At 64.8% G+C, this 13,948-nt stretch carries 12 protein-coding genes; 7 read left to right on the top strand and 5 right to left on the bottom strand.

Features of this window, described 5'->3' with window-relative positions:
* Window positions 1-95: 95 nt before the first annotated feature.
* On the bottom strand, window positions 96-1,055 hold the full coding sequence (locus tag D0T21_RS01860) for a DMT family transporter (protein WP_116988154.1): 960 nt from the start codon (window positions 1,053-1,055) through the stop codon (window positions 96-98).
* Between the two features lie 106 nt (window positions 1,056-1,161).
* Between D0T21_RS01860 and D0T21_RS01865 the strand changes: the two genes are divergently transcribed.
* The 3 genes from D0T21_RS01865 to D0T21_RS01875 all read left to right on the top strand — a co-directional run bounded on the left by D0T21_RS01865 (window position 1,162) and on the right by D0T21_RS01875 (window position 6,931).
* Window positions 1,162-2,859 carry a PLP-dependent aminotransferase family protein gene (locus D0T21_RS01865; protein WP_116988155.1) on the top strand — a complete coding sequence of 566 codons (1,698 nt, stop codon included), beginning with the start codon at window positions 1,162-1,164 and terminating at the stop codon, window positions 2,857-2,859.
* 82 nt (window positions 2,860-2,941) lie between these two features.
* Window positions 2,942-4,861, top strand: a complete 1,920-nt coding sequence (gene htpG / locus D0T21_RS01870; protein WP_116988156.1) for a molecular chaperone HtpG — start codon at window positions 2,942-2,944, stop codon at window positions 4,859-4,861.
* Window positions 4,862-4,933: 72 nt separating this feature from the next.
* Entirely contained in the window at window positions 4,934-6,931 is a 1,998-nt protein-coding gene (locus D0T21_RS01875) for a CocE/NonD family hydrolase (protein ID WP_116988157.1), read from the top strand.
* On the opposite strand, the gene D0T21_RS01880 is transcribed toward D0T21_RS01875, so the two are convergent.
* From D0T21_RS01880 to kynU, 4 genes are all read right to left on the bottom strand, one after another.
* On the bottom strand, window positions 6,932-7,534 hold the full coding sequence (locus D0T21_RS01880) for a CHRD domain-containing protein (RefSeq protein ID WP_116988158.1): 603 nt from the start codon (window positions 7,532-7,534) through the stop codon (window positions 6,932-6,934). It lies immediately after the preceding gene.
* A gap of 61 nt (window positions 7,535-7,595) precedes the next feature.
* Window positions 7,596-8,141 carry an alpha/beta hydrolase gene (locus tag D0T21_RS01885; protein WP_116988159.1) on the bottom strand — a complete coding sequence of 182 codons (546 nt, stop codon included), beginning with the start codon at window positions 8,139-8,141 and terminating at the stop codon, window positions 7,596-7,598.
* Window positions 8,142-8,467: 326 nt separating this feature from the next.
* Window positions 8,468-9,361 (bottom strand): tryptophan 2,3-dioxygenase, encoded by an 894-nt coding sequence (gene kynA, locus D0T21_RS01890; RefSeq protein ID WP_116988160.1) that lies wholly within the window; start codon window positions 9,359-9,361, stop codon window positions 8,468-8,470.
* 16 nt (window positions 9,362-9,377) lie between these two features.
* Window positions 9,378-10,634 (bottom strand): kynureninase, encoded by a 1,257-nt coding sequence (gene kynU, locus D0T21_RS01895; RefSeq protein WP_116988161.1) that lies wholly within the window; start codon window positions 10,632-10,634, stop codon window positions 9,378-9,380.
* A 600-nt stretch (window positions 10,635-11,234) separates the two neighbouring features.
* Here kynU and flhD point away from each other — a divergent pair.
* The 4 genes from flhD to motA all read left to right on the top strand — a co-directional run bounded on the left by flhD (window position 11,235) and on the right by motA (window position 13,906).
* The gene (gene flhD / locus D0T21_RS01900) at window positions 11,235-11,552 is read left to right on the top strand and encodes a flagellar transcriptional regulator FlhD (protein WP_020702278.1); all 318 of its coding nucleotides are present in this window, start codon (window positions 11,235-11,237) and stop codon (window positions 11,550-11,552) included.
* Between the two features lie 20 nt (window positions 11,553-11,572).
* On the top strand, window positions 11,573-12,118 hold the full coding sequence (gene flhC / locus D0T21_RS01905) for a flagellar transcriptional regulator FlhC (RefSeq protein ID WP_116988162.1): 546 nt from the start codon (window positions 11,573-11,575) through the stop codon (window positions 12,116-12,118).
* Window positions 12,119-12,177: 59 nt separating this feature from the next.
* Complete coding sequence (locus D0T21_RS01910) at window positions 12,178-12,915, top strand: trans-aconitate 2-methyltransferase (protein WP_116989323.1); 738 nt, start codon at window positions 12,178-12,180, stop codon at window positions 12,913-12,915.
* A 130-nt stretch (window positions 12,916-13,045) separates the two neighbouring features.
* Window positions 13,046-13,906 carry a flagellar motor stator protein MotA gene (motA, locus tag D0T21_RS01915; protein WP_116988163.1) on the top strand — a complete coding sequence of 287 codons (861 nt, stop codon included), beginning with the start codon at window positions 13,046-13,048 and terminating at the stop codon, window positions 13,904-13,906.
* Window positions 13,907-13,948 lie beyond the last annotated feature (42 nt).

The following is a 13,948-nucleotide window of genomic DNA, read 5'->3' on the forward strand; positions in this document are numbered from 1 at the left end:
GTGTAAGTGGTGGAATGCGTTGAGCTAAGACCGACATTGTACGTCAGCGGCAGGGCGTGCCCACAAACGCGGCAAAATCAAGATAGTCTACGGTTTTAGCCGCGTTTTACCTGCATTTTGCGGCCGGCACCCACCACGGCGATGACGGCGATTGCAAAAACGATAGTGGGCCATTCCAGCGCTTCGCCCAAAACCACCGCCGCGCCGAGCAACGACAGGAAGGGCTGGACCAGCTGCACCTGGCCGACCCGCGCCACGCCGCCCAGCGCCATGCCGCGGTACCAGAAGAAGAATCCGATGAACATCGAGAATACCGAGACGTAGGCGAAGCCGGTCCAGGCGGCGGCGCTGGCGGCGGCCAGCTGCGGGCCTTCCTGCCAGCACAGCCAGCCCACCAGCGGCAGCAGCACGGGCGCCGACAGCACCAGCGCCCAGCAGATGGTGTGCTGGCCGCCCAGGGTTTGCGACAGGCGGCCGCCGGCGGCGTAGCCCATGGCGGCCAGCAGCACGGCCAGGAAGATCGCCAGGTCGGCCAGGTGCAGGCTGCCGCCGCTCTGGCCCAGCGCAAAGCCGACCACCAGCGCCGAGCCCACGCTGGCCATGATCCAGAAGCCGGCCGACGGCTTTTCGCCGGCCAGCAGGGCGCCGAAGACGGCGGTGGCCAGCGGCAGGATGCCGACCAGCACGGCGCCGTGGGCGGCCGGCAGGCTGCGCATGGCGATGGAGGTCAGCCACGGGAAGCCGATGATGCAGCCGATCGCCACCATCGCCAGCGGCAGCAGGGCGGAGCGCGGCGGCAGCGGCGCGCGTTTCCAGGCCAGCCAGCCGCCGGCCAGTACGGCGGCCACCAGCGCGCGGCCTAGGGCGACGAAGGTGGGGGACAGGCCGGCGCCGTGGCTGGCCAGCGCGCCGCCGACCGCCAGCCGGGTGAACGGCAATGTCAGGCTGAAGATGGCGACCGCGACCAGGCCAAGCAGCATGCCGGTGGTTTCGTCGCTCAGCCCCGGGCGGGTGGCGATGGCGGCGGCGATGGGCGGCGGGGCGCTGTGGGTCATGCGGGTCTCCGGTGGCGTTATGGTTGCTATGGTTGTATGCTACGTGACAAAACCAGTACAGTGCCAGTACACTTGCGCACATAATTTCTCATACTGTGACGGTAAAATGACCAATACACGCTCGCGCACTTCACTTTTGGGCGCCGCCGCGTCGGCTGCGGCGGAGGCGGTGGCCGATGCGCTGGCGGCGGCCGAGGCCCGCGCGGCAGCCAGGCAGGCCCCCGGCCGGACTGTGGCCGCGGCCGCGCCGGGACCGGCGGTGGCTTCGGTGATACCGACTCCGGCGCCGGCCGCGACGAGCGCGCGGGCGGGACGCGGGGCCGGCAAGGGCGCGGAGAAGGCGCAATCCGGGATGGTGCTGGGCTTGCTGTCGCGCGAGTCGGGCGAGACGCTGATCGACCAGATCGTGCGCTCGGTGACGGCGCGCATCGACGACCGCCTGCTACGCGGCGGCGCGCGCATGCCGTCGATCCGCGCGTTCGCGGCGGCGCATGCGGTGTCGGCGTTCACGGTGGTGGCGTCGTACGACAAGCTGGTGGCTGCGGGCTACCTGGAGTCGCGCCGGGGCGCGGGCTTCTTCGTGCGCGAGCCGGCGGCGATGGAACTGAACCTGGCGCAGCGGCGTCCGGGCTCGCGGCGCCGCTCGGCGGAGGGCGAGCGCGAACATCCCGGCGCCAAGCCGATCGACGTTGTCTGGCTGGTGCGGAATATGTTCCGCCAGATGCCGTACGGGCAGATGCCCGGCACCGGCGTGCTGCCGCCCGACTGGCTGGACGGCGCGGCCATCGCCAACGCGCTGCGTTCGGTCAGCCGGCAGAATAGCAACCTGCTGGTCAGCTACGGCGTGCCGCAAGGTTTCCTGCCGCTGCGCCAGCAACTACAGCTGAAGTTCGCCGAGCTGGAGATCGCCGCCGCGCCGGAACAGATCCTTACCACGGCCGGCGTGACGCAGGCGCTGGACCTGGTGGCGCGCGAGTTCACGCGGCCGGGCGACACCATCTTCGTCGACGACCCGGCCTGGTTCCTGATGTTCGGCTCCTTCGCGGCGCTGGGCGCCAAGGTGGTCGGCATCCCGCGCCTGGCCGACGGCCCGGACATCGCGCAACTGGCGGAGCTGGCGGCGCTGCACAAGCCCAAGCTGTACATCATCAACTCGGTGCTGCACAACCCCAGTTCGACCTCGCTGTCGGCGGCCAAGGCCTTCCAGGTGCTGCGGCTGGCCGAGGAGCACGATTTCATCATCGTCGAGGACGACATCTATTGCGACCTGCATCCGGGCAGCGCGGTGCAGCCGGCCACGCGGCTGGCGGCGCTGGACCAGCTGCAAAGGGTGGTCTACCTGGGCGGCTTTTCGAAGACCATGGCGGCCAATCTGCGGGTCGGCTTCATCGCGGCGTCGCCGGAACGGGCCGAGCGCCTGGCCGACCGCAAGATGCTGACCATGCTGACCACCAGCGATATCGGCGAGCGGGTGGTGTACAAGGTGCTGTCGGAGGGCTTGTTCCGCAAGCACTCGGACCGGGTGCGCGCGCGGCTGGACGCGATCCGCGCCAAGACCATCCGCCAGATGGAGCGGGTGGGGCTGAAGGTGGACGTGGCGTCGCCGGCCGGGATGTTCGTGTGGGCCGACGCCGGCTGCGACACCAATGTGCTGACCGAAAAGGCGATGGCGCACAACCTGCTGCTGGCGCCGGGCAGCCTGTTCTCGCCCAAGCAGCTGCCGTCGACCCGCATGCGGCTCAACGTGGCGGCGATGCAGGAGCCGGCGGTGTGGCGTTTCTTTGAGCGAGAGCTCGGCAAATGATGGGCCGCTCTTGAAAACTCTCCTATAATCCCCACTTTCGTCAAACCCTTGCATCAACCACAAGACTATTGAGGCTCTTAAAATGGCAGACAACGACAAGCAAACCCTGGGCTTCCAGGCCGAAGTGAAACAGCTGTTGCAGCTGATGATCCACTCCCTGTACTCGAACAAAGAGATTTTCCTGCGCGAGCTGATTTCGAATGCGTCCGACGCGTCCGACAAGCTGCGCTTCGAAGCGATCAACAACGACGCCCTGTACGGCAACGACCATGAACTGAAGATCAAGGTCTCGTTCGACAAGGCCGCGCGCACCATCACCATTTCCGACAACGGCATCGGCATGAGCCGGGACGAGGCGATCTCGCACCTGGGCACCATCGCCAAGTCGGGCACCAAGGAATTCTTCGGCAAGCTGTCGGGCGACCAGCAGCAGGACGCGGCCCTGATCGGCCAGTTCGGCGTGGGCTTCTATTCGGGCTTCATCGTCGCCGACAAGATCACCGTTGAAACCCGCCGCGCCGGCGCGGACGCCGCCGATGGCGTGCGCTGGGAATCGGCCGGCGAGGGCGACTACTCGATCGAACAGATCGAGAAGACCGGCCGCGGCACCGACATCATCCTGCACCTGCGCGAAGGCGAAGACGAGCTGCTGTCGTCGTGGAAGATCAAGTCCATCATCCGCAAGTACTCCGACCATATCTCGCTGCCTATCGTGATGGCGAAGGAAGAGTGGGACGAGGAGAAGAAGGAAACCGTCGTCAAGGACGAGCTGGAAACCATCAACCAGGCCAGCGCGCTGTGGGCCCGCAACAAGTCGGACATTACGCCGGAGCAGTACGAGGAATTCTACAAGCACGTGTCGCACGATTTCCAGGCGCCGCTGACGCATACCCACAACCGCGTCGAAGGCCGCAGCGAGTACACGCAGCTGCTGTACATTCCGGCCAAGGCGCCGTTCGACCTGTGGGACCGCAACAAGCGCGGCGGCATCAAGCTGTACGTCAAGCGCGTGTTCATCATGGACGACGCCGAGCAGCTGATGCCGGCCTACCTGCGCATGGTCAAGGGCGTGATCGATTCGGCCGACCTGCCGCTGAACGTGTCGCGCGAGATCCTGCAGGAGTCGCGCGATGTGAAGGTGATCCGCGACGGCTCGACCAAGCGCGTGATCGGCATGCTGGAAGAACTGGCGAACGCCGATGAGCAGGAGAAGAAGGACAAGTACGTCACCTTCTGGAAGGAATTCGGCCAGGTGCTGAAAGAGGGCATCGGCGAGGACGCGACCAACAAGGACCGTCTGGCCAAGCTGCTGCGCTTCGCCTCGACCGCCAACGACAACGACGAGCAGAGCGTCTCGCTGGAGCAGTACGTGGCGCGCCAGAAGGAAGGCCAGGACAAGATCTACTACGTCACGGCCGATAACTACGTCGCCGCGAAGAACTCGCCGCACCTGGAGATCTTCCGCAAGAAGGGCGTGGAAGTGCTGCTGCTGACCGACCGCGTGGACGAGTGGATGTTGTCCTTCCTGACCGAGTTCGAAGGCAAGGAGCTGGTGTCGGTGGCCAAGGGCGGCCTGGATCTGGGCGCGCTGGAAGACGAAGCCGAGAAGAAGGAACACGAAGAGACCGAGACCTCGTACAAGGATTTGGTCGGCAAGATGAAGGAAGCCTTGGCGGACAAGGCCAAGGACGTGCGCGTGACGTTCCGCCTGACCGATTCGCCGGCCTGCCTGGTGGCGGACGAGCATGAGCTGTCGGGCAACCTGCTGCGCATGCTGAAGGCCGCCGGCCAGAGTGCACCGGAGTCCAAGCCTATTCTGGAAATCAACCCGAACCACCCGCTGGTGACGCGCCTGAAGTACGAAGAAGCGGGCAGCTCCTTCAGCGACTGGGCCAACATCCTGTTCGACCAGGCTTTGCTGGCCGAGGGCGGTTCGCTGAGCGATCCGGCCACCTTCGTCAAGCGCCTGAATGAAATGCTGTTGAGCGGCGCGAGCAAGTAAAGTAAGTTGGTAGGACCCGTCCCGGGAGTTGTGCTATTTTTAGGTTTCACTGGCACAATTCCCGGGATACACATGAACAAGATCGTGTTGGCGCTGACGGGCGCCTTTGTTTTATCCGCGCAGGCCGTCCTGGCCCAGAATACGCTGCCGGCATCGACGCCGGGCGTCGCGGCCACACCCCTGTATCCCGCATTGCCGAGTGAGACGCCCGATGAGTTCAAGGCGCCGGTCGACGGGCTCGACTACGTCAAGCGCAGCGTGATGGTGCCTATGCGCGATGGCGTCAAGCTCAATACCGTGATCATCGTGCCGCGCAAGGCGCGCAACGCGCCCATCCTGCTGACGCGTACGCCCTACAGCGCGGCCGAGCTGACCAGCCATAACGAGAGTTCGCAGATGGAGTCCATCTTGCAGGGCTATGACAATGCGGCCGACGTCATCGCCGAGGGCGGCTATATCCGCGTGGTGCAGGATGTGCGCGGCAAGTACGGTTCCGAGGGCGACTATGTGATGAACCGGCCGCTGAGCGGCAGTGCGCTCAATCCGACGCCGGTCGATCATTCCACCGATACCTGGGACACCATCGAGTGGCTGGTCCAGAATATTCCCGAGACCAATGGCAAGGTCGGCATCATCGGCATTTCCTACGACGGCTTCCTGCCGTTGATGGCGCTGGTCAATCCGCATCCGGCGCTGAAGGTGTCGGTGCCGATGAATCCGATGGTGGACGGCTGGCGCGGCGACGACTGGTTCCACAATGGCGCGTTCCGGCAGATCAACCTGTCGTATGTGCTGGAGCAGGTGGTCACGCGGCGCAACGAGGCCAAGTGGTACAACAGTCATTTCGATGATTACGACACCTTTATCCGCGCCGGGTCGGTGGGCGAGCTGGCGCGCCAGCGTGGGGTGGAGCAGAGCGGTTTCTGGCGCAAGATCGTCGCGCATCCGGCCTATGACGCGTTCTGGAGCGCGCAGGCGATGGACCAGATCCTGGCCCGTCAGCCGGTGACGGTGCCGACCTTGCTGGTGCACAGCCTGTGGGATGCCGAGGATATCTATGGCGCCATCGCGGTGTACAAGGCGATCAAGCCGCACGACAGGGACAACAAGGTGTTCCTGGTGCTGGGGCCGTGGAATCATGGCGGCGGCATCGGCGACGGCAGCCGGCTGGGCGCGCTGCGCTTCAACAGCGATACGGCGCTGCACTTCCGGCAGGAGATTCTGCGGCCATTCCTGGACCGCTACCTGAAGGACGATGCGCCGGCGACTCCTATCGCGCCGGTGTCGGCGTTCGAGACCGGGACCAACAAATGGCGCTCGCTCAATAGCTGGCCTAGCGGCTGCGTCAGCGGCTGCGCGATCGCGCCGGCCACGCTGAAGCTGGCGGCCAACGCCCGGCTGAGCTTGACCAACGAGGCGTCGCGGCCGGCTTCGGCGCCGGCGCAGCGCAGTGCGTTCGACGAGTATGTGTCCGATCCGGGCAAGCCGGTGCCGTTTCGCGCGCGGCCGATTGCGCCGTATGGCTATGACGAGGCCAAGGGGCAGACCTGGCCGCGCTGGCTGGTCGACGACCAGCGCGAGGCGTCCGGCCGCACCGATGTGCTGAGCTACACGACCGACGTGTTGACGGCGCCGGTGAAGATCAGCGGCGAGCCGGTGGCGCATCTGCTGGCCTCGACCAGCGGTAGCGACGCGGACTGGGTCGTCAAGCTGATCGACGTCTACCCGGACCAGGTGGCGGCGCAGCCGGAGATGGGTGGCTACCAGCTGATGGTGTCGGCCGATATTTTCCGCGGCCGCTACCGCGAGAGCCTGGAGACGGCCAGGCCGATCGCCGCCAACACGGCCTTGCCTTACACCTTCGCCCTGCCGACCGCCAACCATGTGTTCCTGCCGGGGCACCGCATCATGGTGCAGGTGCAGTCCAGCTGGTTCCCGCTGTACGACCGCAACCCGCAGACCTTTGTGCCGAATATCTTCTACGCCCAGCCGTCCGACTACAAGAAGGCGACCCAGCGCGTCTACCACGACAGCTATATCGAGCTGCCGCTGGTTGGCGCGACGCGCTAGTTACGCTTTGCGGCGGCGCCGCGCCATCAGCAGCACGGCCGGCACGCCCAGGCCCAGCATGCCGAACATGGCCGGCTCGGGCACCGGCGGGGTCGGGCCTGTCAGGAAGCCGCGAATTTCTCCGCCCGGGTAGCGGCTGGTGTGGATGTTGAGGTAGGCCTCGCCGCTGGCCAGGCCGGCGGCGAAGGCCGATTCGGCGCCGGCCGTGGTGCCGCCGTGGCTGCTGATGAAGGCCGGGTTCCAGCTGGCCGCCAGCGAGGTGTCGAAGGTGTTGGCGTAGGCGCCGCTGGTCACGCCCAGCGGGAAGCCGCCGAAGGTCGGCGTTTCCGTGGCGATGCCGGCGGTGCCGGCGCCCGGCATGGCGGTGCAGCAGTGGATGTGCGAGGCGGTGGTGGGGCCGAGCAGGCCGCCGAAGGCGACGTCCACTTCCAGGATGTGGGTAGTGGCGTCGAACTTGACGAACGCCGCGCCCGTGCCGGTTGAGCTGTTGGATGGTGATTCCTTCGGGCCGGTGAGGATGGCCGTATAGTCGGCGGCACCGGCCGTCATGACGGTGAGCAGCAGGCCTGTGGCCGCCGCGCAGTTGCGGATACGCTGGTTCATTTTTCTTCCCTCCTTGGTGCGTGATGCAAGGTTAGAGGGGCGGACCAGCGCCAGAGTTCCGTCAGCGTTGCAGCCTGGCGCAGAAATTCAGCAGCATTTGTTCGCCTTCGGGCCAGGGGCCGTAGCCGGCGTCGCCGTTGATGTGGCCGGCGTCGCCGATCTCGATGTAGTCGCTGCCCCAGGCCTGTGCGAACTGGCGCGCGCGTTGCGGGCTGACGTACTGGTCGTCGCTGCTGGCGATCACCAGGCTGGGGAAGGGCAGGCGCTCCAGCAGCATGGGCTGGAAGCCGGTGGTGCAATCGGGGTAGCTGGGGGCGTCGGTGTCGCTGGGGGCGACCAGGAAGGCGCCGGCGATTTTCAGCGGCGAGCCGGAGGCGGCCCAGCGGCCCACCAGCGAGCAGCTCAGGCTGCGCGCGGCCAGCACCGGCGGGCGTTTGCATTGCGCGATGGCGGCTTCGAGGTCGGCCACCCAGTCGTCGCGGTTGGGCGTTTCCCAGTCGCGGTGCGGCACGCGAATCCAGTCCGGGTGCTTGCCTTCCCACTGCGTTTGCCAGTGGGCTGGGCCGGAGTTCCACAGGCCGGCCAGGGTCAGTACTTCGTAGTCCATGCTTGATCCTTGCTGAATAAGATGGGGTTTATCTTACTTCAGCGCGGCGGGAATATTTTGTTGGCGACGGCAGTTTGCGCAAGCGCGGACAAATGCCCGGAATCAATGGTGAGCAGGACGCGGGGCGAGGCCTGCACGATCCTTCTACGAAGCCTCCTGATTCCGCTTTCTGAAACGTGCTGAAATCTGCCGTATTCCACTGCGACGGTGGCGGCAGATTTTACAGTTTGGTCCCGATAATTTCAGCACGTTTCAGAAGCCGCTTTCAGGCCCTTTGCCAGAAGGAGCGTGCGGAGACACCCATGGTGTGTATTCTCGCGGCAATCTCAGAGCGCGGTGCGCAGGGCGAACAGTTCGGGGAACAGCACCACGTCCAGCATCTTGCGCAGGTAGCTGACGCCGGCCGTGCCGCCGGTGCCGGTCTTGAAGCCGATGATGCGCTCGACCGTGGTGACGTGGCGGAAGCGCCAGAAGCGGAACGCGGTTTCCAGGTCGACCAGCTTCTCTGCCAGTTCATACAGCGCCCAGTAGCGGGACGGGTCGCGGTAGACCTCCAGCCATGCGTTCTTGACGGACTCGTCGGCGGCGGTCGGCAGGGTCCAGTCGGCGTTGAGGCGCTCGGCGGAAACCGGCAGGCCGTTGCGGGCCAGCAGCTTGATCGCTTCGTCGTACACCGACGGTTCGCGCAGCGCCTTGTCCAGCACGGCAAAGGCGTCCGGCGCGGTGGTGTGGACGTTGAGCAGGGCGGCGTTCTTGTTGCCGAGGATGAATTCGATCTCGCGGTACTGGTAGGACTGGAAGCCCGACGACGCGCCCAGGTAAGGGCGGATGGCCGTGTATTCCGGCGGCGTCATCGTGGCGAGCACATCCCATGCGTGCACCAGCTGGTCCATGATGCGGGCCACGCGGGCCAGCATCTTGAAGGCCGGCGCCAGGTCGTCCGATTGCAGGTGGGCGCGCACCGCGTGCATTTCGTGCAGCATCAGCTTCATCCACAGTTCGCTGGTCTGGTGCTGGACAATGAACAGCATCTCGTTGTGGTTGGGCGACAGCGGGTGCTGGGCGGTGAGGATCTGGTCCAGGCCCAGATAGTCGCCGTAGCTCATCTTGTTGCTGAAGTCCATTTGCGCGCCGTGCCATTGCGTATCTGAGCCGGCGCCGGCGGCGGGCGCGGCGGCGTGCATCGGGCAGCCGCTGGCGGTGTCTTTGGAATCGCTCATATCGTTTATCTCGTTATTAAGTCACTGCGTCGCGCTTGGCGTCGACGTTGTAGTCCTTGCGGCCCAGGATGTCGCGCAGGATTTCCACCGCGTCCCAGACATCGGCATAGCTGGTGTACAGCGGCGTGAAGCCGAAGCGCATGATGGCCGGTTCGCGATAGTCGCCGATGACGCCGCGCGCGATCAGCGCCGACATCACCGCATAGCCGTGCGGGTGGGTGAAGCTGACCTGGCTGCCGCGGCGCGCATGTTCGCGCGGCGTGACCAGGCCCAGCGGATGGTCGGCGCAGCGTTGCTCGACCAGTTCGATGAACAGGTCGGTCAGGGCCAGCGACTTGGCGCGGATGGCGGCCATGCTGGTCTGGCCGAACACGTCCAGGCCGCATTCAACCATCGCCAGCGACACCACCGGCTGGGTGCCGCACAGCGCGCGGCCGATGCCGTCGGTGGGGGCGAAGTCGGGCGCCATGGCGAACGGCGCGGCGTGGCCCCACCAGCCCGACAGCGGCTGGCGGAAGCGCGCCTGGTGTTTGCGCGGCACCCAGATGAAGGCCGGCGAGCCGGGGCCGCCGTTCAGGTATTTATAAGTGCAACCCACGGCCAGGTCGGCGCCGTCGGCGTTGAGGTCGACCGGCACCGCGCCGGCCGAGTGCGCCAGATCCCAGACGATCAAAGCGCCAGCGGCGTGGGCCAGGGCGCTGGTGGCGCGCATGTCGTGCTGGTAGCCGGTGCGGTAGTTGACGTGGGTGAGCATGACGACGGCGGTGTCGGCGCCGATGGCGGCCGGCAGTTCTTCGACGCTGTCGACCAGCTTGACGGTGTAGCCGCGTTCCAGCCAGCCGCTCAGGCCCTGGGCCATATAGATGTCGGTGGGGAAGTTGGAGCGTTCGGTGACGATCACGCGGCGCCCGGCCGTGGCCGGGGCCGGGTCGCTGGCCTGCATGTGCAACGCGGCGGCCAGCGCCTTGAACAGGTTGACCGAGGTGGTGTCGGTGACCACCACTTCGTCGTCGGCGCCGCCGATCAGCGGGGCCAGGCGGTTGCCGAGGCGCTTGGGCAGGTCGAACCAGCCGGCGCTGTTCCAGCTGCGGATCAAATCATGGCCCCATTCCTGGGCGATCACCTGCTGGGCGCGGGCCAGCGCGGCCTTGGGGCGGGCGCCTAAAGAGTTGCCATCCAGATAAATCACATTGGGGGGCAGGTCGAACTGGTCGCGCAGGGCGGCGAGCGGATCTTGTGCGTCGCGGCCCAGGCAGTCGTTGCGAGTTGTCATTATGTAACTTTCTTGCAAGGTGGTGGAATGCTTTAGGCTTCAATAAGTTGCCAGTGTAACCCGAAAAACCGGGGCCTGACCCCAAACCGGGTCAGGCGCCAGGCTGGCTGCGTGCCCGCAAACCCGCATGAATACTGGCTTTGCGACTTTTTTTAAATTATTTTCGATTTTTTTCAAAAAAACCCTAAAGTTCCCGAAAACGCTGCCGTTACCAGTCTCATGATGAGCGGAAAAGCGCCATCAGGTAGCAAGAAAGAATCGAAAATAATTCAAATTATTTTCACCGGAACCCTAAAGTTCCTCGAATTGCTGCCGTAACCGGGTTAGATGTAGCAAAAAAGAGTCGCTGAACTGCACTATTTTTCGTTTCATGACAGGACTTTTTTGAAGATCTTGGACCTTAAAAAGCCTACGCCGCAAGGGCGTGGATGAGTGATCTGTGTGTGTTTGTCAGACAAACACCGACGGGTCGCGTTCGCTATTTCCTGACGGAAAATACGGAGAACCTCCTCTACTCGTATTTTTGTTGCTCCCGCAGAATGTATCTCACTGGAAACGCAAATGTGTTCCGCAGTGCAGATAACGGACTAGGAGATGGAAATGACCGCTAACGATATGATGGCTGAAATTCGCGACGCCAACCTGAGCTACCTGATGTTGGCCCAGCAGATGATCCGCGCCGACAAAGTCACCGCGATCTTCCGCCTTGGCATCGCCGCCGACATCGCCGAGCTGATCGAAGGCATGAGCAACGCGCAGATCCTGAAGCTTGCAGGCGGCAACATGATGCTGGCCCGCTTCCGCTTCGATGACAGCGCCATCCTGTCGATGCTGACCAACTACAATAAAGACCGCGTCCTGGCCCAGTCGCACGCCGCCATCCTGATGGCCGGCCAGGCCGTCGAAGAAATCGCCTGATCACCCAGCCGGAGCCGATCATGTCCAAGAAAAGCGTAGTGACGGAAGCCCAGGAAATCCAGCTGGCCATCGAACTGATCCAGCTGGGCGCGCGCCTGCAGCTGCTGGAATCGGAAGTGTCGCTGTCGCGCGAACGCCTGCTCAAGCTGTACAAGGAGCTGAAGGGCGTGTCGCCGCCTAAGGGCATGCTGCCGTTCTCCACCGACTGGTTCCTGACCTGGCAGCCGAACATCCATTCCTCGCTGTTCATCAATATTCATCATTTCCTGACCGAGCACGCCGGCGCCACCGGCATCGAGGCGGTCATGAAAGCCTACAAGCTGTATCTGGAGCAAATGCCGCCGGAAGCGGGCGAGGAGCCGCTGCTGTCGCTGACGCGCGCCTGGACCCTGGTGCGTTTCTTCAGCGGCAAGATGCTGGAGCTGGCCCCGTGTGGGCGGTGCCAGGGCAAGTTCGTGGTCAACTGCATGGACCTGAACGGCAGCTATGTCTGCGGCCTGTGCCACATGCCTTCGCGCGCCGGCAAGACCAAGAAGGCCCGCGACGCCGACGCCCTGGCCGCGTGAGCCCACCCGCTCCCGACTCCTACCTGAAGCGCATCGCCCGCGCGCCCGCCGTGCGGGCGCTGCTGATCCAATGCGGCGCCGCGCCGCTGACGCTGGCCATCATTTATCTGATGGCCAGTTTTCGTTTGCCGGTCGATTACTGGAGCGTGGCCGTGGTGCAGGGCCTGCTGGCGGCCGGCCTGACCTGGAAGCTGGGCCTGGCCGTGTGGTGGCGCGCGATCCAGCTGCTGTTCCCGGTCGCGCTGCTGGCCGCGCAGGCGCTGCACTTGCCATCCTGGCTGTTCCTGGCCGTGTTCCTGCTGTTGCTGGGATGGTATTGGTCGACTTTTCGTACGCAAGTGCCGTACTACCCGTCCAGCCCGGCGGTGTGGGATGCGGTACGTCAAATTCTGCCGCCGCCGGCGGCGAGCGATGGCCGGCCGTTGCGCGTGATCGACATCGGCAGCGGCCTGGGCGGGCTGGTGCTGTACCTGGCGCGCCAGCGGCCGGACGCCGAATGCAGCGGCATCGAGCTGGCGCCGCTGCCCTGGCTGGTTAGCCGGCTGCGCGCCGCCGCCAGCGGCAGCCGCGCCCGCTTTACCTTGGGCGACTACGAGCGGCTCGACTTCGGCCGCTACGACCTGGTGTTCGCCTACCTGTCGCCGGCCGCGATGGCCGGCCTGTGGCGCAAGGCCGCGGCCGAAATGCGCCCCGGCGCCATGCTGGCCAGCTACGAATTCGCTATCGACGCCCGTGCTCCCGACCGGACCATCCGCGCCACAGAGGCTGAGGATGCACTCTACATATGGTACTTTTAAGCATCATTTCGCGTTAATCACTTGCCCGCTCCCCCCTAGTCACGCTATTGTAGTTCTACATGTAAATTTATTGAAATCGGGCGATTGTTAGGTTGATGCCGGCCGATTTCATACCGGGGAGTCAGGGCACTTGTTAGTCATAATCGGATATGTAGTGGTCTGCGTCGGCGTGTTCGGCGGCTTCGCCATGAACGGCGGGCATCTGGCCGCGCTGCTGCAGCCGCTGGAGCTGGTGATGATCGGCGGCGGCGCGCTGGGCGCCTTCCTGGTCGGCAACAACGCCAAGGCGATCAAGGCCACGCTGGCCGCGATCCCGACCCTGTTCAAGGGCTCGCGCTACACCAAGGACCTGTACATGGAGCTGATGTCGCTGCTGTTCGACGTGCTCTCCAAGGTGCGCAAGGAAGGCTTGATGTCGATCGAAGGCGACATCGACAGCCCGGAGCAGAGCCCGCTGTTCAGCAAGTATCCCAGCGTGCTGCAGGACCATCACATCGTCGAATTCATGACCGATTACCTGCGCCTGATGGTGTCGGGCAATATGGATGCGTTCCAGATCGAGAACCTGATGGACAACGAGATCGAGACCCACCACCACGAGCACGCGGTGCCGGCGCACGCGCTGGCCAAGCTGGGCGACGGCATGCCGGCCTTCGGCATCGTGGCGGCGGTGATGGGCGTGGTGCATACGATGGAATCGGTGGGCTTGCCGCCGGCCGAGCTGGGCATCCTGATCGCGCACGCGCTGGTCGGCACCTTCCTCGGCATCCTGCTGGCCTACGGCTTCGTCGGTCCGCTGGCCAGCCTGCTGGAACAAAAGCTGGACGAATCGACCAAGATGTACCAGTGCGTCAAGGTCACCCTGCTGGCCAGCCTGAACGGCTACGCGCCGGCGCTGGCGGTGGAGTTCGGCCGCAAGGTCTTGTACTCGACCGAGCGCCCCAGCTTTGCCGAGCTGGAAGACCACATCAAGAAATCGAAGGCCAAGTGAGCGCGCGCATGACAGGCGGCGGCGCAGCAACCATAAGGAATC

The organism is Duganella sp. BJB476 (genome assembly GCF_003416895.1).
Classification (GTDB): Bacteria; Pseudomonadota; Gammaproteobacteria; order Burkholderiales; family Burkholderiaceae_D; genus Rugamonas.

Coding starts and splice junctions, on each gene's coding strand:
- D0T21_RS01880 (WP_116988158.1), bottom strand. CDS start 7,534: ATGAACCAGCGTATCCGCAACTGCGCGGCGGCCACAGGCCTGCTGCTC.
- flhD (WP_020702278.1), top strand. CDS start 11,235: ATGACCGCTAACGATATGATGGCTGAAATTCGCGACGCCAACCTGAGC.
- D0T21_RS01885 (WP_116988159.1), bottom strand. CDS start 8,141: ATGGACTACGAAGTACTGACCCTGGCCGGCCTGTGGAACTCCGGCCCA.
- D0T21_RS01860 (WP_116988154.1), bottom strand. CDS start 1,055: ATGACCCACAGCGCCCCGCCGCCCATCGCCGCCGCCATCGCCACCCGC.
- kynA (WP_116988160.1), bottom strand. CDS start 9,361: ATGAGCGATTCCAAAGACACCGCCAGCGGCTGCCCGATGCACGCCGCC.
- D0T21_RS01865 (WP_116988155.1), top strand. CDS start 1,162: ATGACCAATACACGCTCGCGCACTTCACTTTTGGGCGCCGCCGCGTCG.
- D0T21_RS01875 (WP_116988157.1), top strand. CDS start 4,934: ATGAACAAGATCGTGTTGGCGCTGACGGGCGCCTTTGTTTTATCCGCG.
- flhC (WP_116988162.1), top strand. CDS start 11,573: ATGTCCAAGAAAAGCGTAGTGACGGAAGCCCAGGAAATCCAGCTGGCC.
- kynU (WP_116988161.1), bottom strand. CDS start 10,634: ATGACAACTCGCAACGACTGCCTGGGCCGCGACGCACAAGATCCGCTC.
- htpG (WP_116988156.1), top strand. CDS start 2,942: ATGGCAGACAACGACAAGCAAACCCTGGGCTTCCAGGCCGAAGTGAAA.